Source organism: Polyangium mundeleinium (assembly GCF_028369105.1).
GTDB lineage: Bacteria > Myxococcota_A > Polyangia > Polyangiales > Polyangiaceae > Polyangium > Polyangium mundeleinium.
On sequence record NZ_JAQNDO010000001.1, the window covers coordinates 9,015,631 to 9,039,392 of the forward strand.

At 68.4% G+C, this 23,762-nt stretch carries 18 protein-coding genes; 8 read left to right on the top strand and 10 right to left on the bottom strand.

Features of this window, described 5'->3' with window-relative positions; all coding sequences use genetic code 11:
• The first annotated feature begins 36 nt into the window (after window positions 1–36).
• A complete protein-coding gene (locus POL67_RS35720) occupies window positions 37–1,107 on the top strand; it encodes an alpha/beta hydrolase (RefSeq protein WP_271925106.1) in 1,071 nt (356 codons plus the stop codon).
• Here POL67_RS35720 and POL67_RS35725 read toward each other — a convergent pair.
• On the bottom strand, window positions 1,087–1,869 hold the full coding sequence (locus POL67_RS35725; RefSeq protein WP_271925107.1) for a YkgJ family cysteine cluster protein: 783 nt from the start codon (window positions 1,867–1,869) through the stop codon (window positions 1,087–1,089). The two genes, POL67_RS35720 and POL67_RS35725, sit on opposite strands and share 21 nt — an antisense overlap.
• 107 nt (window positions 1,870–1,976) lie before the next feature.
• Here POL67_RS35725 and POL67_RS35730 point away from each other — a divergent pair, with 107 nt between their 5' ends.
• The 4 genes from POL67_RS35730 to POL67_RS35745 all read left to right on the top strand — a co-directional run bounded on the left by POL67_RS35730 (window position 1,977) and on the right by POL67_RS35745 (window position 5,764).
• Window positions 1,977–2,315 (top strand): hypothetical protein, encoded by a 339-nt coding sequence (locus POL67_RS35730; protein WP_271925108.1) that lies wholly within the window; start codon window positions 1,977–1,979, stop codon window positions 2,313–2,315.
• A 62-nt stretch (window positions 2,316–2,377) separates the two neighbouring features.
• The gene (locus POL67_RS35735; RefSeq protein WP_271925109.1) at window positions 2,378–3,325 is read left to right on the top strand and encodes a bestrophin family protein; all 948 of its coding nucleotides are present in this window, start codon (window positions 2,378–2,380) and stop codon (window positions 3,323–3,325) included.
• 46 nt (window positions 3,326–3,371) lie between these two features.
• A complete protein-coding gene (locus tag POL67_RS35740; protein WP_271925110.1) occupies window positions 3,372–4,748 on the top strand; it encodes an aspartate aminotransferase family protein in 1,377 nt (458 codons plus the stop codon).
• A complete protein-coding gene (locus POL67_RS35745; protein WP_271925111.1) occupies window positions 4,745–5,764 on the top strand; it encodes a radical SAM/SPASM domain-containing protein in 1,020 nt (339 codons plus the stop codon). The genes POL67_RS35740 and POL67_RS35745 overlap by 4 nt, the downstream gene beginning before the upstream one ends.
• Here POL67_RS35745 and POL67_RS35750 read toward each other — a convergent pair.
• Window positions 5,745–6,875, bottom strand: a complete 1,131-nt coding sequence (locus POL67_RS35750) for a sterol desaturase family protein (RefSeq protein WP_271925112.1) — start codon at window positions 6,873–6,875, stop codon at window positions 5,745–5,747. The genes POL67_RS35745 and POL67_RS35750 overlap by 20 nt on opposite strands.
• A gap of 198 nt (window positions 6,876–7,073) precedes the next feature.
• Between POL67_RS35750 and POL67_RS35755 the strand changes: the two genes are divergently transcribed.
• Window positions 7,074–8,279, top strand: a complete 1,206-nt coding sequence (locus tag POL67_RS35755; RefSeq protein ID WP_271925113.1) for a cytochrome P450 family protein — start codon at window positions 7,074–7,076, stop codon at window positions 8,277–8,279.
• Window positions 8,280–8,310: 31 nt separating this feature from the next.
• On the opposite strand, the gene POL67_RS53840 is transcribed toward POL67_RS35755, so the two are convergent.
• Window positions 8,311–10,191 (bottom strand): sensor histidine kinase, encoded by a 1,881-nt coding sequence (locus POL67_RS53840; RefSeq protein ID WP_271925114.1) that lies wholly within the window; start codon window positions 10,189–10,191, stop codon window positions 8,311–8,313.
• 142 nt (window positions 10,192–10,333) lie between these two features.
• Window positions 10,334–11,305, bottom strand: a complete 972-nt coding sequence (locus POL67_RS35765; RefSeq protein WP_271925115.1) for a PAS domain-containing protein — start codon at window positions 11,303–11,305, stop codon at window positions 10,334–10,336.
• 113 nt (window positions 11,306–11,418) lie between these two features.
• Here POL67_RS35765 and POL67_RS35770 point away from each other — a divergent pair, with 113 nt between their 5' ends.
• Entirely contained in the window at window positions 11,419–12,324 is a 906-nt protein-coding gene (locus POL67_RS35770; protein ID WP_271925116.1) for a bile acid:sodium symporter family protein, read from the top strand.
• Between the two features lies 1 nt (window position 12,325).
• Here POL67_RS35770 and POL67_RS35775 read toward each other — a convergent pair whose 3' ends face one another.
• The 5 genes from POL67_RS35775 to POL67_RS35795 form a co-directional block, all read right to left on the bottom strand.
• On the bottom strand, window positions 12,326–14,476 hold the full coding sequence (locus POL67_RS35775) for an ABC transporter permease subunit/CPBP intramembrane protease (RefSeq protein ID WP_271925117.1): 2,151 nt from the start codon (window positions 14,474–14,476) through the stop codon (window positions 12,326–12,328).
• The gene (locus POL67_RS35780) at window positions 14,473–15,264 is read right to left on the bottom strand and encodes an ABC transporter ATP-binding protein (RefSeq protein WP_271925118.1); all 792 of its coding nucleotides are present in this window, start codon (window positions 15,262–15,264) and stop codon (window positions 14,473–14,475) included. Before POL67_RS35780 ends, POL67_RS35775 begins: the two co-directional genes overlap by 4 nt.
• Before the next feature lie 93 nt (window positions 15,265–15,357).
• The gene (locus POL67_RS35785) at window positions 15,358–16,023 is read right to left on the bottom strand and encodes a hypothetical protein (RefSeq protein WP_271925119.1); all 666 of its coding nucleotides are present in this window, start codon (window positions 16,021–16,023) and stop codon (window positions 15,358–15,360) included.
• Between the two features lie 112 nt (window positions 16,024–16,135).
• On the bottom strand, window positions 16,136–16,750 hold the full coding sequence (locus POL67_RS35790) for a hypothetical protein (RefSeq protein ID WP_271925120.1): 615 nt from the start codon (window positions 16,748–16,750) through the stop codon (window positions 16,136–16,138).
• Window positions 16,751–16,939: 189 nt separating this feature from the next.
• The gene (locus tag POL67_RS35795) at window positions 16,940–18,352 is read right to left on the bottom strand and encodes an FHA and sigma-54 interaction domain-containing protein (RefSeq protein ID WP_271925121.1); all 1,413 of its coding nucleotides are present in this window, start codon (window positions 18,350–18,352) and stop codon (window positions 16,940–16,942) included.
• Between the two features lie 999 nt (window positions 18,353–19,351).
• On the opposite strand from POL67_RS35795, the gene POL67_RS54555 reads away from it, so the two are divergent.
• Window positions 19,352–20,233 carry a hypothetical protein gene (locus tag POL67_RS54555; RefSeq protein WP_506333376.1) on the top strand — a complete coding sequence of 294 codons (882 nt, stop codon included), beginning with the start codon at window positions 19,352–19,354 and terminating at the stop codon, window positions 20,231–20,233.
• A gap of 22 nt (window positions 20,234–20,255) precedes the next feature.
• Here the strand turns inward: POL67_RS54555 and POL67_RS35805 are convergent, their stop codons facing one another.
• Window positions 20,256–23,510: a serine/threonine-protein kinase gene (locus tag POL67_RS35805; RefSeq protein WP_271925123.1), complete on the bottom strand. Its 3,255-nt coding sequence runs from the start codon at window positions 23,508–23,510 to the stop codon at window positions 20,256–20,258.
• Window positions 23,511–23,762 lie beyond the last annotated feature (252 nt).

A 23,762-nucleotide genomic window follows, 5' to 3' on the forward strand; every position in this document is an offset into this window, starting at 1 on the left:
TGACAGCCGCTGCGGCCGCCGCTACCATCGGCCGCGATGATGCTCTCTCCGCTGGCCCGCGCTCGCGTCCAGGTCGCCCGTACGCTCGCGGACGCCATTCGCAGCTCGAAAGGGCTCTCCGCGCGCCTCCTCGGCTGGCGCGCGCGGCCGGTCGAGGGCTGCACCGTCGATGCGGACGTCGCGCTGATGCTCGCGCTCGACGACCTCCTGAAATCGAGCGACCTTCGACGCTTCGCGCCGGCCGAGGCGCGCGCGCGCCTCGCCGAGTCGGTGAGCATGGTGGAGATCCCGCGCCTCGAAGGCGTCTCCGTGGCGCCCACGCGCCTGCGCGGCGACGCCGGCCCGATCCCGGCCCGCACATACGTGCCGGAGGGCCTCGCCGCGCCTTCGCCGTGCGTGCTCTTCTTCCACGGCGGCGGGTTCGTCACGGGCGACCTCGACACGCACGACACGTTTTGCCGGCAGCTCGCCGTCGAGGGCCGCGTGCGTGTCCTCGCCGTCGACTACCGCCTCGCGCCCGAGCACCGCTTCCCCGCGGCCGTGGACGACGCCGCCTCTGCCTTCCGCGACGTCGCCACGCGCGCGGCCGATTTCGGCGTCGATCCGGCGCGGATCGCGGTCATGGGTGACAGCGCGGGCGGCAACCTCTCCGCCGTCGTCTCGCTGAAGACGCGCGGCGAAGCCCATCGGCCCGCGCTGCAGGTGCTCCTCTATCCCGCGCTCGACGCGACCTGCGCGCACCGCTCGCACGCGGTGTACGCGAACGGCTGGATGCTCACGAAGGCGATGATCGACTGGTATTACGAGCATTACTTCGGCGCCGATCTGGCCCTGCGCCGCCACCCCGACGCCTCGCCGCTCCTCGCGCCGAGCGTCGAGGGCGCGCCGCCGGCGCTCGTGTTCACGGCGGGCTTCGATCCGCTGCGGGACGAGGGCGTCGCGTACGTCGAGCGCCTCACGGCCGCGGGCGTCTCTGCGCGGCACGTCTGCCACGAATCGATGATCCACGGCTTCGTGCTCACCGGAGGCTTCGCGCTCGCTTGCCGCGAGGAGACCTCGCGCATCATCCGCGAGGCCGCCTCGGCTTTACGGAACGGTTTTTCCTGAGGAACCGGGGCGCACGTTCGCCTCGATCCATTCGGCGTCCCTCGCCGCCGAGAACACGGGCAGCCGCTTGTGCCAGCGTTCGCCCGCCGTGGGCCTTTCGAGCGTGATGCGCAACGCCGCGATGAGCTCCAGCGGCGTCCCGTCCCGGCCCGCGTCGAAGCACGCCTTGCCGAGCCCCGCGAGCACGGCCTGCGCGAGCTCGTAGCCGATCGCCCATTGCGGCGGCGTCTGCTTCCCGGTGGGCGCCTCCCAGTACCGCTCACACGCGCCCGCGTCGTACGACGACCAGCTCCGGCACACGAGCGGCCGCACCGCGTGCACGCCACAGCCGCCGTCCGCGTCGAGCAGCGGACAAGGCACGCGCGCCTCGGCACGCGCGGCGCGCGAGAGCCCCCGCGTCCGGGCGTCGGCCTCCTGCACACGACCGAGCAGGACCGCGAGATCCTCGGGCGAACACGTGGCGCGGAGGTGCGCGGCGATGCGCAGGACCTCGGGCGCCACGACGAGCACCTTGGCCTGACAACACGTCGAGCAGCCGCGACGGCACGCGATCGGCGCGTCGGGCGGCTCGTGCGCGTGCGCGGCCGCCGTGAGCGCCTCGGCGCGCTCGCTCGTGATCCGGGCGGCTTCGATCGCGCGCGCCGGGCTCTCCGCGACGAGCGGCGCGAGCGCCTGGCTCTCGCCCTCCGCGATGCCGACGAAGATCTCGTTCGAATACCGGCTCGGGCGCGCGAGCGGCAAGGAGCGCCGTTCGTCCGTCATGAATCAGGGGATATCAGCACCGCGCGGACCGCGCCACGTCGGGGCGTGCCCTCGGCGGGCGAGCGCGGGCCGTCGATCCCGTGTAGACTGGCCGAGGTGCTGCTGCCATGACCCATTACCTCGACGCGATCATCTCGGCGATACGGGACGCCGGGCAGCACCTCGACGCCGCCAAGCTCTGGCTCGGCCGCGCGGAGAAGACGGCCGGATCGACGTGGCAGATGCCGCTTTTCGGGGCCGCGGAGGAGGCGCACGCCGCGGCGCGGGCGCGGATCGACGCGGCGGAGGCCTCCCTGCGCGAGCTCGGCCCCGTGGACACGCTCCCGGCCGTGCTCGTCGAGCTCCCGGGCCGCGTCGCGGCCTTGCGCCGCGCCCTCGACGCCTCCGAAAAGCGGCTCATCGACGCCGCGCTCGCCGCGGCTGCCCGGCCGCTCGGACACGCCTGATTGCCGTTGGTGCACCAACGTCATCGTGGTAAGGGCGGCCGCCCCTCTCGGGATCGTGCCCCATGATGGTGACGGAAAAACGCTACTCCTGGCTGCGCCTGCTCCTCAAGTACCGCGGGACGGCGATGCAGCGGATCCGTGGCCGCATGGCCCTCACCACGCTGCTCGCCGTCGTGGTGACCGTGATCGACTTGAACGTCCGGTTTTTTCACCCGGACCTCACGACGATCCCGTTCACGCTCATCGGCCTCGCGCTCAGCATCTTCCTCGGCTTCCGAAACAACACGAGTTACGACCGTTTCTGGGAAGGCCGAAAGCTCTGGGGCGGCCTCGTCAACACGACCCGCACGATCACGCGCCAGATCCTCACGCTCGTGAACGCGCCGGCCGAGCGCGCCGACGAGAGCGAGCCTGTCGCGGCGTTCCGCCGGGAGATGGTCTATCGGATCATCGGCTACACGCATGCGCTCCGGCTGCACCTCCGCGATCAGGATCGGCTGGAGGAGCTCGAGCCCTTCCTCGCGGCGGCCGAGATCGAGGCATTGCGGCCCGAGCTGAATCGGCCCACGGCGATCCTCCAATCGGCCGCGTTCCGCCTGCGCGACGCCTGGCAGCGCGGCTGGATTCACTCCTACCACCTGCCCGTGCTGGAGCAGAGCCTCACCGTCCTCACGGACCTCCAGGGCGGCTGCGAGCGCATCAAGAGCACGCCGATCCCGCTCTCGTACACCTCGCTCATTCACCAGCTCGTCGCCATTTATTGCTTCGCGCTCCCGTTCGGGATCGTGAAGACGGTCGGGGTGTTCACGCCGGTCGTCGTGGGGATCGTGGCCTATGCGTTCTACGGCCTCGACGCGATCGGCGACGAGATCGAAAATCCCTTCGGCGTGGACGCGAACGATCTCCCGCTCTCCGGCCTCTCGCGCATGATCGAGGTGAACCTCCGGCAGCGGCTCGGCGAGACGGATCTGCCGCCCCTGCTCAAGCCGAAGGCCGGCCACCTGACCTGATCGGCGCTTGCTTCTCGCCGCATCCGGGAGCGACAATCGCCCGCGGATGCCCCCCTCACCCTCCTCCCACCCAGCGGTCGCGAAGTACGCGGAGCACATCAATCCCGCCTTCGTAAAACTCCTCGGCGCCTTCGGCTACGGCCGCGTGTTCGTCCGCGCGCGTGGGGCGACCTTGTGGGATCACGAGGGGCGCGAATATCTCGATTTCCTCGCGGGCTTCGGCGCGCACAACCTCGGACACAACCACCCGAAGCTCCGGGCGCACATGGCCGCGTTCCTCGCGGACGACGTGCCGAACCTGGTGCACGTCGGACCGCCCGTCCACGCGGCCGAGCTCGCGGCCGAGCTCGCGCGCCGCGCCGGCCCGCTCACGATGTGCCTCTTCTCGTGCACCGGCGCCGAGGCCGTGGAGGCCGCGCTCAAGCTCGCGCGCGCCGCGACCGGGAAAAAGACGCTCGTGTATTGCAAGAACGGCTATCACGGGCTGAACCTCGGCACGCTGTCGACGTCCGGCATCCCGCGCATGCGTGAGCTCTTCGAGCCGCTCTTGCCTGCCTGCCAGGAAGTGCCGTTCGGGGATCTCGACGCGCTCGACGAGGCGCTTGGCAAGACCCGCGCCGCCGCATTCCTCGTCGAGCCGATCCAGGCCGAGGGCGGCATGATCGTGCCTCCGAAGGGGTACCTGCGCGCCGCGCAGGAGCTTTGCCGAAAGCGCGGCGCGCTGCTCATCCTGGACGAGGTGCAGACTGGCCTCGGCCGCACCGGCTCGCTCTTCGCTTGCGAGGCCGAAGGGTTTTTCCCGGACGTCCTCGTGCTCGGCAAGGCCCTCGGCGGTGGAATGGTGCCGATCTCCGCGACGCTCACCACGAAGGACCTGTGCCAGCGCGCGTTTGGCACCGCGGAGCGCTTCGATCTGCACGGCTCGACGTACGCGGGCAATGCCTTCGCTTGCCGCACGGCCGGGGCGATCCTCGCGATCCTCGACGAGGAGGGGCTCGTCCGCGCGAGCCGGGAGAAAGGCGAGCGGATGCTCCATGCCTTGCGGGATCGCATTGGCAAGCACCCGCTCGTGCGCGAGGTGCGGGGCCGCGGGCTCTTCGTGGGGATCGAGCTCGGGCCGACCGAAAAAGGCGGGCTCTTGCATCGGGCCTTGCCGGGCCTCGTGGAAGCGGTCTCGCGCCGCATCTTCGGGCAATGGCTGAGCGTGCGGCTGCTCGAACACGGCATCGTGGCGCAACCCGCGAGCCAGCAATGGAACGTGCTCAAGCTCGAACCGCCGCTCACGGTGACGGACGCCGAGATCGACCGTGTCGTGGATCGGATCGGCGCGCTCCTCGACGAATACCGCGAGGTGGCTCCGATCGTGCGCGACGCGACGGAGCGGCTCGGCAAGCAGTTCGCCGGTGGATGGAGGTTCGGATGAGCTTCGCCACGTGGAAAAAAGAGGCAGCGTTCACCACGACGCTCCTCCGCAGGCGACCTTTTTCGTGCCTGATCCAGGTCACGAACCGCTGCAACATGGAATGCAGCTTCTGCGATTTCTGGCCGAACCCCGCGCCGCCCAAGCAAGAACTCTCGCTCGCCGACTACCGCCGCGTCGCGGACGAGCTCGCGGCGCTCGGTACGTTCGTGATTTCAGTCGAGGGCGGCGAGCCGCTCGCGCGGCCGGACATCGTGGAGATCGTGCGGATCCTGTCGGAGAAACACATCACCGCGCTGTTCACGAACGGCTGGTTCGTGACGGAGGACAAGGCGAAGGCGCTCTGGGACGCGGGGCTCGTGCACGGCAACGTGTCCATCGATTACCCCGAGGCGAGCCGGCACGACGGGAAACGCAGGCTCGCGGGGACCACGGATCGCGCCTGGAAGGCGGTCGACATCCTGCGCGACACGGCGCCGCGCGGGGGCAAACAGGTGCACGTGATGACGGTGCTGATGGAGGACAACTGGCGCGACCTGGAAGGCTTGCTCCGGCAAAGCGACGCACGCGGGGTCGGCCATCAGCTCACGCTCCTCAGCATTGCGGGTTATCGCCGCGGCAAGGAGGGCCCCGACAAGATGCCGCCCGTGGGCGTATCCGAGCACGTGCTCGCGTTATGGGAGCGGTATCCGCACCTCCGGTACTTCCGCGATTATTTCGCGCGTATCGACGCCTTCCTCGCGCAGGGTGAGATGCCCACGTGCAGCGCGGGCAAGACGGGGTTCAACATCGATCACGTGGGCAACGTCTCGCCCTGCATCGAGCGGATCCACGAGAGCGTGGGCAACGTGCGCGACGCGAACCTCGGCGAGCTTTATCGGCGTCTGCAAGAGAAGCAGGCCGAGATCGCGCGATGCCAGCAATGCTGGACCGCGTGCCGGGGCATCAACCAGGCGCTCGGCCATGGCGGATCGGCGCGAAGCCTCTTCGATCTCGGCACTAGGATGCGGACGAGCTGAACGCGATGGCGAGGCCGAGCGCGGCCGTCGCGGCGACACGCACACCCTCCCGCTTGGCTGCGCCGTCGCGCCCGTCGAGCAGCCCTCCAATCGTGGACAACCCCCACAGGACGACGAGCGCCCCGGCCGCGAGCTGCCAGAAAGGATGCCGCTCGCGCAGCCAGAGCAGGTGCAGCGCGAACGCGAGCGTCGCGGCGAACGCGAGCGCGGCATAGACCTTCGTGCGCGTGGGAATGTCCGCGTCGGGCCGCGCGGGCGCGTGGCGCGGGAACCCGATCCCCGCGGGGGTCCAGCCGGGGTGGCGGACGAAGGTCCGGACCTTGTCGCCGAACGTCCTCGCCTGCCGGGCGACGGCGACGAGATCGCGAAAAAACACCCATTGCGCCCGCGCGCCGTCGTGCGTCTGGTAGCCGAACGGCGTTCCGAGGACCGGCGGATCGGCCGGATCGACCTCCACGTGCGTACCGAACATCCGGTCCCACACCGTGAACATCGCGCCGAAGTTCTTGTTCAGATACCGCCGGTTTTTCGAATGATGCACGATGTGCGTCGCCGGCGTGACCAAAAACCAGAGGCCCGGCCGGTGGAAGACGCGGGAATGGACGGTGAGCGCGTAAAACGAGATGATCGAGATCGCCACGAAGAAATGCAGCGGCGGGACGCCGAGCATGGGGATCGGCGCGTAGAAAAGGAACGCGTAGGTGTCGGAGAACCAGGGGTGACGCGTGGCGACCGAGACGTTGAAATGCTCGGACTGGTGGTGGACGCCGTGAATGGCCCAGAACGCGGCCACGGAATGGCCGGCGCGGTGGTACCAGTAATACCCGAGGTCGCCGAGCGCGAACGCGAGGATCCAGGGGACGATCGAGCCCTCGGGCCAGCGCACGAGGGCGAGCTTGTCGTGAGCAAAATCGTAGAGGCCGAGCAGCAGGGGGCCGAGGAAGAGGCCGAGGACGATCTCGCCGAGCCCCGCCGAGAAGCTCCCGAGCGTGTCGGCGAACCCGTAGACGTGTTTTCCCTTCCGCCGCGAAAGCGCGATCTCCAGGGCGACGATGGCGAGGTAGAAGGGGACCCCGAGCGCGTAGTACCCATTCGTCTCGAGGCGGCCCATGCGCCGAGACTACGAAAACGAGGCAGGGGCGTAAAGGGCAGGCGCGGCATGTACCATGGGAGCACCTTTTTCGAGCCGCCAGCCATGAGCGAGGTCGCTCGGGCAGCGAAGCGTACCAAACGTCACACGTTGGGCAGCTCGCGCGCAGAACGTGCTCCCTTGCCTGCCCCTTTCACGCCCCCCTACCATGCTTCGTCGATGCACCCCTTGTTCACCCTGGAGGGCCGCAAGGACCCTCACCCCATCTACAAGCGCCTCCGGGCCGAAGAGCCCGCCGTGCAGATCCTCGAGCCTTATCGCAAGACGCCGTTCTGGCTGCTCACGCGGTACGCCGATTGCTCCGACATGCTGCGGGATCCGCGCTTCGGCAAGGATTTCACGAAATGGTCCGCCGAAGAGCGGGCGCGCATGCACGTGTCGAGCGAATTCGATGCCCTCGGCAAGCACATGCTGGGCGCAGATCCGCCGGACCATACACGGCTGCGATCCATCGTGGCCAAGGCCTTCACGCCGCAGATCGTCGAGGGCCTCCGGAGCCGCATCTCCGCGATCGCGGAGAACCTCGTCTCGGCCGCGGTCGCGCGGGATTCGAGCGGGATGGACCTCGTCTCCCAGTTCTCGTATCCCCTGCCCGTCACGGTCATCGCCGAGCTGCTCGGCGTGCCGGCCTCGGATCAGGACGATTTTCGGCGCTGGACGACGACGCTCTTCACGCCCGCGGACACCGACGAGCAGCTCGCGCACCTGCGCGCCACCGGCTTCGAATTCTTCCAGTACTTCATGGCGCTCATCGAGCGCCGGCGGGCCGAGCCGAGGGACGATCTCGTGAGCGGGCTGGTGGCGGCCGAGGAAGGCGGCGATCGGCTGAGCACGCAGGAGCTCGTGGGCATGCTCTTCCTCCTGCTCGTCGCAGGCCACGAGACCACGGTCAATCTCATCACGAACGGCATGCTCGCGCTGATGGATCACCCCGAGGAGCGCGAGCGCCTCGTCGCCGATCCCTCGCTCCTCGAATCGGCCGTGGAGGAGATGCTGCGGTATTGCGGGCCGGTGGAGACGACGACGTACCGCTTCGCGCTGGAGGACGTGGAGATCGGCGGGGTGACGATCCGGAAAAACGAGCTCGTCCTGGCATCGCTGCTCTCGGCCGATCACGACGAATCACGATTCCCGGACGCGGACCGCTTCGACGTGGGGCGAAAGCCGAACAAGCACATCGCCTTCGGCTACGGGATCCATTTCTGCCTGGGTGCGCCGCTCGCGCGCCTGGAGGCGGTGATCGCCGTGGAGACGCTGCTCCGGCGCCTGCCGCGGATGAAATTGGCCGTGCCGCGCGAGGACCTCGAGCCGAGCTCGATGCTGCTCCTCCTGCACGCGAAGAAGCGATTGCCCATCCAGTTTTAGCCCTTCGATCGCCGCCCGACCGCTCGACGCGTCATGCCTGCTCGGTCCCCGGTGGCAGCGGTAGCTGCACGCGGAAGGCCGCGCCTTGGCCCTTCTCGCTGGAGACGGAGATCGTGCCCTTGTGCGCTTCGACGATCGCGCGGCAAACGAAGAGCCCCGCGCCGAGCCCGGCGTGCGCGTCCTGCCTCCGCTGAAACGGCTCGAACATCCTCTCCTGGTCCTCCTTCGTGATGCCGACGCCGCGATCCCGCACCGTGACGACCGCGAAGCCCGACTCCCTGCCGATCGATATCGTGATCGGCTGCCTGCTGCCGAATCGCGCCGCATTCGACAGCAGGTTCACGAAGACCTGCTCGAGGTGCGCCCGATCCCAGTGGCCAACCACGAGGCCATCGCCCTGGATCTCCACGGTGCACCCTTCCGCCGCGACCTCCGCCTGCATCTTCCGAACGACGTTCCGCACGAGCTCCTCGAGATCCACGCGCTCGAGGTTCAGCACCGCGCTGCCCGCGGCGACACTCGACAGGACGAACATGTTGTTGATGACCTGCGTCATCCGGTAAAGCTCGCGCGTCGAGACCTTCAAGAATCGATTGACGTCCGCCGGGCTCATCGCGGGCGTCGCGTCCTCGGGGCGGGATCGAAGCATGTATTCGTAAAGGAGCCGCAGGCTCGTGAGCGGCGTGCGGAGCTCGTGCGACGCGAACCGCAGGAAGTCTTCTCGCGCGTGGAGCGCGCTCTTCAGCTCCTCCTCCACCCGCTGGAGACGGCCGACGCGCTCCTCGAGCTCGCTCCGGAGCTCCCGCTCCCGCGCCAGTCCGTGGACGAGGGCCGTCGCGCGCTGCTGCAAAAGGAGGGTCAACGCGAGCGTGATGCAGAGCCCGACGAGGAACGTGCGAAGAACGACCCTGCGCGTCGCGGCGAGGGCGCTGTAGGCCTCGGCCTTGTCGACCTCGGTCGCGATGCCGAGCCGGAGCTCCGGATCCCATACCCAGGCCCCGATCACCTCCACGCCGCGATAATCGCGGTAGCCGTCGATGTCGAGCCCGGATTTTCCGGCGACGGCGCTCATGGCCATTTTCGTCAAGGGCTGCTCCGACCGGGGTACGTGGGGGCGAAAGCCGCGGAGCATGTCGCCGCCCGGATCACGCAGCTCGATGACGTGGCTCGAGCGCTCGCCGACCGCGAGCAAGCCAATGTCGCGGAGCATCGGCTCGAACCGGCTCTCCGTCGCGAGGCGCGCGTGACGGTCGAATGCATAGGTCTCGCCCGTCTCGCCGACCTGGCCTGACCTCGTAATGTGCGAGAACTCCCCGGTGGGATCGAGGCGGAAGGCGAGCGCCGCCACGATCGTCCCCTCCTCGTCGCGCACGGGCGTCACGACCAGCATCGTCGGGACGCCGACGCCGAAGTTTTTGTTGCGCATGACGAACGGCGCTCCGATGACGGTCGAGCCACGAAGCGCCGCGGTGACGCTGTCCGGGTCCAGGCGGCTCAGCGTGTTCGTCGCCACGGCGTCTGCGTGGTCGGAGGCGATTTCAATGCCGTCCGCGGCGATGACATCGAAGCCCATGAATTGCTTCTGCTGAACGACGTCCCGCAGCAAGCGCCGCAGCTCCCCGAGGTGCGGGCTCTCGTGGAGCGCCCCGCCCTCGCTCCGGAACTTCAATTGCGCGAGGATGGCGCGCCGGATGCCCACCTCGCTCGCCCAGGCCCTCGCGGTGGTCGCCGTGTGCCGCTCCCACGTCACCAGAGCCTCGCGGGTCGTTGCGAGCACCGTCTGGATGGTCGCCGCGGCCTGGCGGCGGTGAATCGTGTCGATCTGGGACAAGCCAAACCAGATGCTCAGGCCGATCGGTACGAGCATGACCAGGAAGAGCAGCCAGTCCGCACGTTTCGTCGGGAGTTTCACGGGGCCTTGCCGCGGGCGCGGGGGGGGAGGCAACCAAGAAGGGTGCCACTCCCGTCCTGTGTGGATTCTGCCCTGGCAAAGAAGCGAGCCGCCGGCCGCGGCGAGCGCGCATCGGGCGAGCCGCCGCGGCCGGACCTACGTGCTACCGGCGGAGCGCGAATGCAATGCCGCTCTGCAGATTGCCCCGCATGATGATTCCTTCGAGATCGGTGCCGATCTCGATCAGGGTCCGCGCGACCTCGGCCCGCACGCCCGTGACGACCACGCGCGCGCCGAGGAGCCGCACCGCGCGGGCTGCCGAGACGATGGCGCTCGCGACGTTCGTGTCGACGGTGCGCACGCCCGTGATGTCGAGGATCACCGCGTGCGCGCCGTGATGGCCGATGCCGTCGAGGAGCGTGCTCATGATCCGCTCGGCGCGCGCCTGGTCGACGCTGCCGACGATCGGCATGGCCACGACGCCGTCGGCGATCGGGACGAGGGGCGTGGAGAGCTCACGCAGCGCCTCTTGCTGCGCGGCGATCACCTGCTCGCGCAGGAGCAGGCGCTCCTCCTCCTTGCGTTTTTGCTCCGTGATGTCCGTGGCAATGCCGCAGACGCCCATGAGCGCGCCGAAGCTGTTCAGGATGGGGAATTTGATCGTGTGGAAATGCCGGAGCTCGCCGTCGAACACGATCGCCTCCTCGAATTGAAGGGGCTCGCCCCGGCGAACGGCCTCCGTGTCCTTCTCGCGCATGGCCTGCGCGGCCTCCGGCGGGAAGAAATCGTCGTCGGTCCGGCCGAGCAGCTCCTTTCGTGTCACGCCGAAGCGATGCTCGGCTTGACGATTCACGAGGATGTATCGGCCTTCCGGGTCCTTCACGAAGATGATGCTGGGCGAATGGTCGAGGACCGCGTGGAGGAGGCGCCTTCGCTCGTTGTCGACGCGCTCGACCACGGCGGCGCGCATCGTCGCCATCCGGGGCGGCGCGTCGATCCGCACGTCCATGAGCGCGCCCTCGAGCGCGAGCACCTGCGCCTTCAGCGAGGCGTTTTCGCGCCGCAGGGTTGCGATCTCCGCTTCGAGCGCGGCGACGTCTCCCCCCGCCCCCACCGCCGTTCGTTCCTCTGCCATGGTTCCGCCTTCATGTACTCCTACAACCCCGACCGAAACGCAAGCCGACGCGTCATGGCGGCGTGCTCACGGTTGAGTCGATCACGGTGTTCGTGCGACCCTCATGAGCCGCCATGCAATCGAATGTCTTCACGGCCGTGTTCATGCCGCTCGCGCTCGGCGTCATCATGCTGGGCCTCGGGCTCGGGCTCACGCTCGAGGATTTCCGGCGCGTGCTGGTGTATCCGCGGGCCGTCTTCGTGGGGCTCCTCTGCCAGACAGTGCTCTTGCCGCTCGCCTGCTACGGCATCGCGAAGGGCTTCGGGCTCCCGCCCGAGCTCGCTGTCGGGCTCATGCTCCTCGCCGCTTCGCCGGGCGGCGCGACGGCGAACCTCTTCAGCCACCTCGCGAAAGGCGACGTCGCGCTGAACATCACGCTGACCGCGACGAACTCCATCCTCAGCCTGTTCACGTTGCCGTTCATCGTGAACCTGTCGCTCGCGGCGTTCCTCGGGACCGAAAAGAGCATTCCGCTTCAGTTCGACAAGGTGATCCAGGTCTTCGCCGTCGTGCTCGTGCCCGTGGGGATCGGGATGCTCATCCGCGCGAAACGCCCGGCGGTCTCGGATCGGCTGCAGACGCCGGTGAAGATCACCTCGGCCGTGTTCCTCCTGCTCATCATCGCCGCGGCCGTGCTGAAGGAGCGGGCGAACCTGGTGACGTATTTCAAGCAGGTGGGCCTCGCGGCGCTCGTGTTCAACCTGGCCAGCATGGGCCTCGGGTATCTCGTCCCCCTGCTCGTGCGGCTGCCGAAGCGCCAGGCGACCGCGATCGGCATGGAGATCGGAATCCACAACGGGACCTTGGCGATCGCGATCGCCTCGACGCCCACGCTGCTCAACAATTCGACGATGGCCGTTCCGCCGGCCATCTACAGCCTGATCATGTTCTTCACGGCCGCCGCCTTCGGGAGCTTCGTCGCGCGTGGAAACGAGGAAGGCGCCCCGGCCGAGCAGCCCAAGGCGGCCGCAGGCACGTGAATCAGCCGCGCGCGTCGGCTTCGCGCGGCTCACGCATGAGAACCACGCCGAGCGCGAGCACGAGCGCCGCGGCGACGCCGAGCCCGACGGGCACCTGATTGGTTTGCAAGAGCTTCTCCAGCCACGCCGGCCGCACGGCGAGGACCGTGATGGCGAGGGCATTGTTGATCCCGTGCACGAGGATGCCGGGCAGGAGCGACCGCGTCTCGTGGCGGGCGTAGCCGAGGAGCAGGCCGAGCGAGAACGTGGGGATCAGCCGATAAATCGAGCCGTGCGCGAGGCCGAAGAGGAGCGACGAGGCGACGAGCGCGAGACCGAACCCGGCGCGCGTGAGGCCCGAAAAGAGCAGCCCGCGGAAGAGCGTCTCCTCGCAAAGCGCGGGCAGGACGGCGATGACGATCAGCAGCACCCCGAGGGGCTGGCCGTCGAGCAGGAGGGCGTCGCCGAGTTTCTCCGCGAACTCGTGGGGGACGGGCACGAGGCGGGTCGCGATCGCGCTGACGGCGGCGCCCCCGGAGAGGCCCGCGAGGACGGCGCCGACGAGCGCGCGCGGGCGCGGCAAACGAAGGCCGAGCGTCTCGCGCATCGAGGCGCCCGACGCGGCGATGGCGGCGAGCGCGGGCAGGAAAAACAGGCCGAGCTGGGTGGCGACGAGCTGCGCGGTTTTGTTCGTCGTCTTCTCGACGAGGAAGCTCGCGTAAAACATCACGACGAGGATGACGGCGAAGGCGCCGAGGGAGAACCCGAGGCTCGGGATCCCGCCTTTTTGCCGCTCGAACGAGAAGACAGCGCGGAAGGAGCCGCGGCCGCCGAGCAGGACATCCTCGCGCTCGAAGACACGCGCGGCGAAGACGAGCGTGAGCGCGGCGAACAAGGTGGACGAGCCGAGCGTGAAGAGGACGAGATCGGGCGAGACGTCGCCGAGGTAAATCGCCTTGATGAGCAGCGCGACGTTGAGGACCGGAACGAACGAGGTGGCGAAGGAGAGCTCCATCCCGGGCAAGGACGTGATCATCGAGAGGAGCATGACGGGCAGATAGACGGGCGTGAGCAGGTTCTGCGCGTCCTTGAAATCACGGGCGAAGGCCGCGACGGCCAGAAAGAGCGCCGAAAAGAGGAGCGTGACCGGGACGAGGAGCGCGAACGTGAGCGCGTGGGCCGAGAACGGCATGTCCATCTCGCCCGGCAGGATGCGGCGCATCGTGAGGCCGAGGCTCGCGACGTTGACGAGGGCCGTGAAGAGCGAGACGACGAAGACGGCGAGGAACTTGCCGGTGATGATCTCGATGGGCAGGAGCGGCGCGCAGAGGAGCGTCTGCATGGTGCCGCGCTCCTTTTCGCCGGCCGTCATGTCGGCCGCGCGGAGAAAGCCGCCGAGGAGCGACATGAGGATCAGCATCATCGGCATGAGCGTGCCGAGGACCTTGCCGACCCGCCGTTCGTCGGGCGCGACGTTGCGCGAGACGACCTCGAGGCCGGAGGTAAAACCCTTGGGCAACCCTTTTTCGCCCTCGCGGGAGACGAGCAACCCGTCGCGGGCGCGGGCGAGCGCGTAATCGAGACGATCGGCCGCGAAATCGGAGTCGCCCCAGACCGAGTCGTAATAAAGGGTGACACGGGCGGCCTTGCCGGCGCGGACGTCCTCGGAAAACCCCCGCCAGGGGACGAGCACGGCGTGGGCCTCGCGGGCGCCGACGAGCGCGCGGGCCGCGAGGGCGACCGCCGCGTCGGGCCGGTCCGCGTCGCGTGGTTTCGTGTCGGCTTTCGCTTCCGCGCCCGCGGCCTCGGCGTTCGGCCCCTTGCGGGGCGGGCCGGGGGGGCGTGGGGGCGCGGGCGCAGGGGGCGCAATGGAGCCGGCTTCGAGGTCCCGGCGGAGCGGCGCGGAGACGCCGTGCCACGGCATGATTTCGAGTTTGTTCTCGTCGGCTGCGAGCGCGGCCGATACGTCGGGCGAGAGCTCGCCCCATACGGCGATCTTCGAGGGGCGCGCTTCGAGCGCATCCATTTCGGCGCCCGCCATCCGGCTCATGAGGAGCGCGAAGAGCGGGTAGAGCATCAGCGGCAAGAGGACGAGGCTCACGAAGGTGCGGCGATCCCGCAGCGTCTCGAGGAGCTCCTTGCGCAGAATGACGAGGACGATGGAGAGCCTCACGCCGCACCTCCGGGAGACGCGCCGTCCGCGCGGGGGGCACCACGCTCGACGTGGTAGAGGAATGCATCCGTGAGGTTTTTCGCGTCGCCGGCGCGCGCGCAGAGGGCCGGGACCTCGCCCTCGTCGACGATGCGGCCTTCGTGAATGAGGGCGATCCGATCGCAGAGATATTCGGCTTCGCTCATGATGTGGGTGGAGAAGAGAATCGCGCGGCCCTTCGCGCGCTCCTTGCGGATGGATTCGACGATGAAGCGGCCGGAGAGGACGTCGAGCGCATTCGTGGGCTCGTCGAGGATGAGGACGGAGGGCCCGTGGAGGAAGGCGCGCGCGATGTTGGCGCGCTGCTTTTGCCCGGCCGAGAGCGTGGCCGAGGGGCGATCGGCGAACGAGGCCATTTCGAGGTCCCGCACGAGGTCGTCGATGCGCGCGCCAAGGGCCGCCTCGGGGAGGCCGTGGAGGCGGCCGAAATACTGCAAGGTCTCGCGCGGCGAGAGGCGCTGGTAGAGCTGCGTGTCGCCGGAGAGGAAGCCAATGAGGGCTTTGGCTTCGAGCGGCCGCTCGGCCATGTCGATGCCGCCGATCCGGACGCGCCCCTGCGTGGGCCGGAGGATGCCGGCGAGCATGCGCAGCGCGGTCGTCTTGCCCGCCCCGTTCGGGCCGAGCAGGCCGACGACCTCGCCGGGACGAACGACGAGATCAAGGCCGGCGACGGCGATCGTGGGACCGTAATGTTTGACGAGGCCCTCGGCGGCGAGGGCGGCATCGGGGGCGGTGGCTTCCGGGGGCATCGGGAGGACTGTGGCAGCGGCGGCGGGGGGGTTCAACAGCGCGCGAGGCGTTTCCTTCCCGCTCTCGGCGTCCTCCTGCAACGGCCTGGCCGCTCAGTCGCGCTTGCAGTCCTGGAAGACGAGCTGGGCCTGCACGGGCGCGGTGGGATCTTCGGGCGCTTCGCCGAGCTTCGCGGTGCGCACGCAATTGACGCCGTAAAACGTCGTGACATAACGATCGATGCCCTGCTGCGCGGCGGCGTAGGAGGAGAACGAGAGCGTCGCCACGCAGGAGTTTGTCCGGCAATCGAGCCCCTCGAGCGCGGTCCCGTTCGCGTTTTCTTGGACGAGCGTGTCCAGCGCCGGGCGCAACGCAGCGTTCGTCGTTTTGGACCACGCAGGGTCGACGGGCGCTTGCTCGTGGCGATCGATCATCGACGCGACGACGGCCTCGAAGCGGCGGCGGGAATCCTCGCGCTCCGCAGGATCGGGGGGCGCATTCGTGGGGGCGAGCGAATCGATGCGCTCCTCCAGCGCCGAGAGCCGCGCCGTCGCCAAGCCGAGGGGAGCTTGGGGTGCTGTGGGCGCAGGCCCCTCGGTGCGTTTCGTGGGGAGCTCGGCCTGGGGCGCGGGCGCATCCTTGCTCGCAGCCAGCACGGCCGGTCGCGCGAGCAGCAGGGAGGAACCGACGCCGGCAACAATACCCAGGAGGGCGGGGAGGAACGAGCGGACGAGGAGAGGCGCGCCGCGATGCGCGTTTTCGGAATTCTTCGAGTTCATTTCGCCACCTCGACGAGGACATGAGGGATTCGTCATGCGGGAGTGAGCGAGGAGGCCGGCCACGCCCGTGCAGGGAATGGCCGGCCCCACGAGGACGAGAGCGAGCCGAGGCTCAGAACGTACTGAATCCGGACAGGCTGCTCCAGCCGTAAATGCCGCTCTTGGGCAGGTTGACCACGAGGACGGGATAATAGTCGGGGTAGGCCTTCACGAAGGGCACGGGGTCGTTGGCGCCGGTCCAGGCGGCGATATTGGTGTCGAACGCCCCTGTGTACGTGCCGGACGTGAGCTCCACCCAGTACGAGCAGAGCGCGGGCGCGCCGCCGTACGAGCGAACGCATGTCTGGGCGATGGCCCGACCGTCTTGCTCGTAGTTGGTGTGGTTCGGCACGCTGTTGTTGCTGTCGACGCCGGACACGTACAGCACGTCGGTCCTCGACTCGGGCACGGTTTGATTGATGGAGTTGTACGTCTCGTCGGGAAGGGGGCAAAACACCCTGCGGGCGCGGGCGCCGGGATCGACACCACTGCTGCCGCTCGCGTTGGCGATGCCGCTCGCCGAGATCTTGTAGTCGCCCATGTAATCGGTCTCGATCATGCACGCCGTGGCGTGGACGATCGCGCGTGACGCCTGCGCGGGCGTCGCGTGCGCGACGACGAAGCTCGCCGCGCACGCCGCGGTGAAGAGCGCAATCGGCTGGAGCACGCGTATCGTGTACGAAGTCATTCTGGCTGGCTCCTTGAAAAAGCGTTGGCTGTACCGGCGCTAGGGGATGCCGGCGCCAGTCCGGTCAGCAACCCCGGTGCCAAGCGAGAGGAGCGCGAGATCCGCATCGTATACGACGAGGAGCAGGGCGCGCGGAGCGTCCGCCTGGTGTTGCGCTGTTGCGCTGTGGGTTGCGCCGCGGCGTCGCGGCTATCGCCGGAACCGCGTCGGGTCGATTCCGAACCGCTTCAGCCAGCGCTGGACTTGCATGCGTGCCTTGCCCATGGCCTTCGCGACCGCGGTGATATTGCCACCCTGTTCCTTGAGGAGCGCGATGAGCTCGTCCCGGAGCGCGGCCTCCTCGGCTGTGAGCCCTTCGAGCGCGCGCTGCACGGCCGGGGGGAGGTGTTCGAGCTCCACCACTCCTCCTTCCCCCGCGAGCACGACCGCCGTGCCGAGGCACTTCTCCAGCTCCCGCACGTTCCCCGGCCAGTCATGGCGGAGCATGGCCCTCGCCGCGCGCGGGTGGATCTGGATCCGCGCGGCCTGATCGGGTGGGAGGCGTGCGAGGATCGCGCCGGCGAGCAGGCCGAGGTCCTCCCGACGCGCACGCAGCGGGGGAAGCTCGACCTTGTGGCCGGCCAGGCGGTTCCAGAGATCGGCGCGAAATGCGCCGGCGGCGACCATTCGTTCGAGGGACCGATGGGTCGCGGCGATCACGCGGAGATCGACGGCGATGGAGCGCGTGCCGCCGATCGGACGGACCTCACGCTCCTGAAGGGTCCGCAGCAAGGCCGCCTGTGCGGGCGCGGGGAGATCGCCGATTTCGTCGAGGAACAACGTGCCCCGGTCGGCGCTGCGGACGAGGCCGAGGCGATCCTCGGTCGCCCCCGAAAAAGCCCCCTTCTTGTGGCCGAAGAGCTCGGCCTCCACGAGGTCCTTCGGCAGGGCGCCACAATTGACCGCGACGAAATCGCCGGGACGCCCGGAGAGCGCGTGGAGGGCGCGCGCCATGACCTCCTTGCCGGTGCCGGTTTCGCCTTCGAGGATCACCGAGATCGTCGAACGCGCGATGGGAACAAGCCTTTCGAATACACGATGAAGCTGGGGGAGCACGGTCGCGAGGCCCGGGGCCGCTGGACGCAACGCGGTCCGGTCGAGCACGGGGGGATCGTTCGGGTCGCAAGGAAGGGCTTCCCGGTAGAGGAAAAAAGTTTGGCCGAGCTCGATCAGGTCGCCATCTTCGAGTTCATCCCGGGTCGTTCGAATGCCGTTGACGAATGTGCCGTTCTTGGATTTGGCGTCGTCGAGGACCCAGCGCTGGAGCAGCTTGCCGAGGCGCGCGTGGGTCGACGACATGCGGCGATCATCGGCGCGAATCGTGAGGCGGCGGGCGCTCGGGGCGTTCGTCGCTTCCATCTGTCGGGGGGATCCGCGGCCGATTTCGAGCTCGTCGAGCTTCGCGAGCGATACGCGCGCGGGAGGCGCGAGGGGGCGGTGCGCCTCGAGGACGAGGAAGAGGTGGGGGCGGTGGTAGGTGTCGCCTACCTCCTTGGGCTCTTCGGTGGAGGAGAGCGTCCTGCTGTCCGGGCCGTCGATCATCGCGTTCGCTGCATACACCATCCGATCCCGAGCGTCGCCGCGGCGCGAAGACGTTGGTGCAACAAGGGGTGCAACACCGCAACGAGCTCTTGGAGGTCCCGGGCGTGGAGAAGAGCGCCAAACGGCTAGGCACGGGCCTTGCGTGAGGCGTGGGGCATGAACGTTCGACGCTTTCTCGCCACGCTTGCCCTCGTGCCCGCGCTCTTCGTCATGGGGTGCGGAGCAGAAGATACGCTTGAAGAGGTCACGGACTCGACGCAGCAGGCCACGTACGGGCCCAACTTCGAGATGCCGCAGAATGGGCTCGACCCTGCCGCGGTCGAGTTGAATGACGCGCTCCTTTCGGAGGTCTGGCAGCATCCGCTCACGAGTGGTGGGTTCCAAGCCACCCTGTCGGCCAACCCGAACATTCAGAGTCTATTCAATCCGGGGCCTACGAGCGCCGCAAACCTCATGCAGTACATCGTTTCGTGCGCGCTTGACCCGGGACAGCATGTAACGGCCACTGTCAATGGCAAGAATGTCACTTGGAATGGCCAATTTGGCCTTTGCGGTGTGGGGTCTACGTTTGGCAACTGGGGGGGCTTTCCGGCCAGTGAGAAGTGTAGCCAAATGGTATCGGCCTGTGTCCTTGCGCGGATGAACGTTCTCGGCAGGCATGTCCCCATCTCGGTGCGTATCCCGGTCAATGGTTTTCCGCCTGCGCCCAAGGTCCGGGTTCAGACGAGGCTCCGTGACAGGACACTGGTCGGAAGCGGTTGGCAGCCGGAATTCGTGGGGATTTGCAGGCACGGCGAACCCGTGACGATGGCGCGTAGCGGAGCGCTCAAGGTGCGTGTATGCAAAGGCATCCACGGATGTAACTACCGTGAACAGCCTCCGAGCCTCCCTGCATTTTCACCCCCCTATGCAGGATTCGTGGAAGAATTCGGCCTGGGCTCTGCCCACATTACGTTCACATGCCCCCATGACGCGGGAGCTGCGCCGCGCGACAAACCTGGTCATACTTACTTCAGCATCATGGTGGCACCGGAGAGCCCTGGGGGGGAGCTTCCACCGGATCCCATCGTGACGCCCATTTGTGGCGCTACCTATCCCGCGACAGAGGGCCAGGTGTTCACCTATCCGGAGGGCGCGTTCTATGGGAACATCTTCCCGACACCGGATGACGCAATCGATCGACGCGCGTGCTCCAGCGAGTTGTGGCAACACGACACCGCGTACCTTACCGGTCGGCTCTGTGCAGAACAAGATAGTCAGTGCTCCATTTCGACCGCCCCCTGTAGCGATACCTGCGTAGCATCAGGAAGCCTTTACGACCCCTGCGACGCGTGGCGCCCAGTCACCGTCTTCCTCAACGATCCCAACGCGCTTTCCAGCCAATCAAGTGACTCGGCAATCAACCCTCCCACCGACGATGATGGCACGCCCAACGCGTCATGCGGCAATGGGAGTGGGGGTGGCCTTGACCATGAAACCCATGGCGGGGGCATCAATGGATCCACCTGCGAGAACGACGATGAGAGCGATATTGTTGCGTGCAATATCGGTCCCTGCGGCCACTCAGCCTGCCAGACCGGAAATGCGCTCACCGCCGGGTGCAGCCCTGTCGTGACGAGCATCTGCGCCGCGGATTCCTACTGCTGCAACACGGCATGGGACGACATCTGCGTCAACGAGGTCCAGAGCGTGGCGAACAACCTGCAATGTGTCGCCGGCACCTGCGCTCACACGCTCTGCACCGAAGGCGCTCCTCTCACCTCGGGCTGCGACGTCCCTCCCCTCGCCTCCCCGGGCTGCGCAGCGAGCATCTGCGCCGTGGATCCCTATTGCTGCAACACGGCCTGGGACGACATCTGCGTGAGCGAAGTCCAGACCGTGTGCGGCAAGACCTGCAACTGAAACACAATCCTCCAAGCCCCGCTCACCGCGCCCCGCCGCGCCCCTCCTGAACCAGCCGGCGCATCTCCGCCACCGCGGGGACCGTCTCATCCGCCACCGACCACGCATCCAGCACGCGATGCGCGAGCGCCCGGGCCTGCTCCTTCTCCCCACGCTTCGCCGCTCGACGCGCGGCGCGCACCAGCGCCAGGCTCGCCCCATTGAGCTCGCCAGAGCGATCGGCCATCGCAGCCTCCACGCGGGCGACGAGCTCGCTCTCCCCCGTATGCTCGAACGTCTCGATCATCGGCTCGGCGAGGACCTCGACAAACGGACCCGGCGTCCGGAGCAAAGGTCGAAACGCGCGCGCCGCGCCCGCGAAGTCCCCCTTCGCATAACGCTCGGCCCCCTCCGTGAAGGCATCTGCGTCCGGGAGGGCGCTGAACGAGAGGCGCTGCCGGAGCTCACGGAACCGGGTGAAACAACGCCGGGAGACGGCCGGCGAGGCGTACGCACAGACGGCGGGGAGCCGGAGCGGGACGTCGACGTACGCGCCGTCGAGCGGCGGAGGCTCGGGGTCGAGGAATCGCTCCACGACGAGGTCGGCGATCTCCTGCGCGCGACCGAGGACGTGCGCGATCTGCAGGGCGCGCCAGGCGATCTCGAAGCGTTGCACGCGCAGCCAGCCGGCATAGTCCGCGGCAGGGAGCATGGCCCGCTTCGCCCGCGCGAGGGCAGCGCCGAATCGAGCCTCGCTTGCCTCGATGCGCACGAGGAGCAGATTGCTTTCCACGAAGTGGACGGCATGGCCGCCGGTCGCGAGCGCGAGCGCAATGCCTCGTGCCTCCTCGCGCGCGCCGGAGGCGAGGAGCTTGTCGGCGAGGGTATGGGCCACGGACGTGTCGAGGGGCGAGAGCGTATAGGCGCGCCGCGCATACACGAGTGCACGGTCCTTGTCACCCGGGAGCTTCGCCTGAAACAGCCACCCATAGCTGTTCCAGGGCACCCATGCCTGCATCGCGCGCAGCGTCGGCGCGGCGCTCGACGCGCCATACGTCACCGCGAGGAGCTGGAGCCAGGGCGCGCATCCCTCGCCGATCGGGTTCTTCGGCTCCGCTTGCACCGCGAGCAGCGATAGCTCCGCGGCCCGCTTCGGGTCGGGCGACTGGAGGAGGCACGAGAGGGTCGTCGCGAGCGTCGAGCGCCCGAGCGGCGTCGCCTCGCGCGCGAAGAGCCGCTCGAGCTCGGCGATCGTGGCCGGATCGTCCACCCGTCGCGCCACATGCTCGACACGCGCGCGCGCGGCGAGCTCGCCCGGGGATGCGGGATTGTTTCGCTGGGACAACCTCACCTCGGGCATCGGGAGGCCGAGCGTATAGGCGCAGTGGCGGCGCTCGGCGGGCCCCAGCTCCGCGAGGTCGGCGCTCCTCGCCGCGACGTGGGAGCATTCGTCCGGGAGCCCGCCCGCGTTGTTGCTCATCGCTGCAGCAAGATCGAAGAGCGCGAGGGCGCTGCTCACGTCTCGGGCGCGCGAAAAGTCCGCCATCGTGGGGTCGAGTGCGGTCGCGACCGGGAGCGAGCCCCGCTCGGCGAGAGGGTTCATCGCGTCTCGTGTGGCCTCGTAGAGGGAACGCCCGGTGCCGATGGCATGATCGATATCCCCCCCGTCGGGACGGCGGAGGGTGACCGTGATCCGGAAGCCGGCGTTCTCCCGGACAACCTGCCCCTCGGCATACGCTGCCGCCCGGCGACGGGCGGCTTCGATCGATTTCGCGCGGGCCTCGGGCGCGGCATAGGGATCCTCGGGGAACCGATCCACAGGCTGCCCCGGGAGCGCGAGGAGCTCTGCAGGGAGGAGCGTCCGCGTGGCGGAGCCGCCCAAAAGGACGCGCGCTCGGTCGCAAAAGAGAGACGCCGCCGCAGCGCCCATCCAGCCAGAGGGCTCGTCGATGCCCGATGCCTCGAAGACGGGGCACGCGAGCACCGAAGACGTCGATTGCAAAGGGGAGACGACCGAAGGAGAGGGCACGGGCGGAGAAGACGCATCACGTTGGACGAACCATGCGCCCCCGATGGCCAGAAGCAGGCCGCCGGCAATGGCCAGGCCCCGGACGCCCCACGCGCGCGGGCGGCCGGGTGCGGGCGGCGTCGGCGTCGGGAGCGCCCGCTCGACGGGGATTGCACTCCCTCCCTCGCGGGTGGCCACGGACGAATCGCTCTCCGACGTCGAATCCCCCGCCGTCGCGTCCTCCTGGGACGCCGGCTCCGTTTCTCCCCAAGCGCTCTCTTCCGCGCCTGCGCGTTCCGCGCCGTCCTCCCTCCCGCCAGCCTCTTCCGTGGCGGCCACCGTCTCCGCCTCCGCCGCCGAGGGCTCGACGCCGAGGGCCGGAGAGGGCAAGGCGAACGTCGTGATGTCGGCCATCCCGAGCGCATCGCCGAGCGCGCGCACCGCGGCGGTTGCCGTGGCGAAACGCCGGTCCGGTTCGACGGCGGTCGTCTTTGCAAACCATGCATCGAAGCCCATGGGCAGAAGGACACCCTTCCTCGACGCGCGCGCTCTCGCTGGCTCCACCGGGCCGTAAGCCGCGCAGAGCGCGAAGGCGACGAGGTTGTCCTCTTCGAGCCTCTCGTCGGCCCAGTACGCCTCGCCGACGAGAAAGGTATAAGCCATCATCCCGAGCGCGTAAATGTCCGTCGCTGCCGAGACGCGATGGCCACGGAACTGCTCGGGCGCCATGTACAGCGGCGTCCCCACGGTCTGGGTCGCGCCTCCGCCGGCGCTGCCCTCGGCGACGATCTTCGCGACGCCGAAATCGAGGATCTTGATACGCCGCTCGCCATCCTCGCGCACGCTCAGGAATAGGTTCGCCGGCTTGAGATCACGATGGACGATCCCCGCTCCATGCGTCTTGTCGAGCGCGAGCGCCGTTTGATGGAGGCACGCGAGCGTCTCCTCGGGCGAAAATCGCCCCACACGCCGGAGGCATCGCCCGAGCTCCTCCCCACGAAGCAGCTCCATGACGAGGAACGGCACCCCTGTCGCCTCGTCGACCCCCGCGTCGAAGACTTCGACGAGGAATGGGCTTTCGATATGCGCGGTCACCCGCGCTTCGAGCGCGAACCGCCGCCGGAGCTCGGGGCGCTCGATGATATGGGAGAGCATCACCTTGAGCGCCCACCGGCGGTCCGTCCCGAGGTGACGAGCTTCGTACACCGCGCCCATGGCGCCCGCAGCGAGGCGGCGAATCAGCCGGTAACGCCCGGCAAAGATCGCCCCTTCTCCCCCCTCGACGGACATCGCTCCCGAAGACCTCGAGGGGAGGATACCCTGGCGCTCCTGCAAGGGTCTACGTTTTCACAGCACGACGTCCCCGCGTCCGACGTCCCCATCGATAGCGGGGTTCCGTTACGCGACCTGTCACGGCCGTGCGACGGTCGTCGTGGCGGGACTGTCACGGTGTTGTGTCAGTGTCACGCGCGTGTGACACTGACACAACACCACAAGCACACCTCATCGCCTCGCTCCACGGCATTTCAAGGAGAATCGAGG

Coding starts and splice junctions, on each gene's coding strand:
- POL67_RS35780 (WP_271925118.1), bottom strand. CDS start 15,264: ATGCCCCCGGAAGCCACCGCCCCCGATGCCGCCCTCGCCGCCGAGGGC.
- POL67_RS35765 (WP_271925115.1), bottom strand. CDS start 11,305: ATGGCAGAGGAACGAACGGCGGTGGGGGCGGGGGGAGACGTCGCCGCG.
- POL67_RS35725 (WP_271925107.1), bottom strand. CDS start 1,869: ATGACGGACGAACGGCGCTCCTTGCCGCTCGCGCGCCCGAGCCGGTAT.
- POL67_RS35795 (WP_271925121.1), bottom strand. CDS start 18,352: ATGGTGTATGCAGCGAACGCGATGATCGACGGCCCGGACAGCAGGACG.
- POL67_RS35740 (WP_271925110.1), top strand. CDS start 3,372: ATGCCCCCCTCACCCTCCTCCCACCCAGCGGTCGCGAAGTACGCGGAG.
- POL67_RS35785 (WP_271925119.1), bottom strand. CDS start 16,023: ATGAACTCGAAGAATTCCGAAAACGCGCATCGCGGCGCGCCTCTCCTC.
- POL67_RS35770 (WP_271925116.1), top strand. CDS start 11,419: ATGCAATCGAATGTCTTCACGGCCGTGTTCATGCCGCTCGCGCTCGGC.
- POL67_RS35805 (WP_271925123.1), bottom strand. CDS start 23,510: ATGTCCGTCGAGGGGGGAGAAGGGGCGATCTTTGCCGGGCGTTACCGG.
- POL67_RS35745 (WP_271925111.1), top strand. CDS start 4,745: ATGAGCTTCGCCACGTGGAAAAAAGAGGCAGCGTTCACCACGACGCTC.
- POL67_RS35755 (WP_271925113.1), top strand. CDS start 7,074: ATGCACCCCTTGTTCACCCTGGAGGGCCGCAAGGACCCTCACCCCATC.
- POL67_RS35730 (WP_271925108.1), top strand. CDS start 1,977: ATGACCCATTACCTCGACGCGATCATCTCGGCGATACGGGACGCCGGG.
- POL67_RS35720 (WP_271925106.1), top strand. CDS start 37: ATGATGCTCTCTCCGCTGGCCCGCGCTCGCGTCCAGGTCGCCCGTACG.
- POL67_RS35735 (WP_271925109.1), top strand. CDS start 2,378: ATGATGGTGACGGAAAAACGCTACTCCTGGCTGCGCCTGCTCCTCAAG.
- POL67_RS54555 (WP_506333376.1), top strand. CDS start 19,352: ATGGTGGCACCGGAGAGCCCTGGGGGGGAGCTTCCACCGGATCCCATC.
- POL67_RS35750 (WP_271925112.1), bottom strand. CDS start 6,875: ATGGGCCGCCTCGAGACGAATGGGTACTACGCGCTCGGGGTCCCCTTC.
- POL67_RS35790 (WP_271925120.1), bottom strand. CDS start 16,750: ATGACTTCGTACACGATACGCGTGCTCCAGCCGATTGCGCTCTTCACC.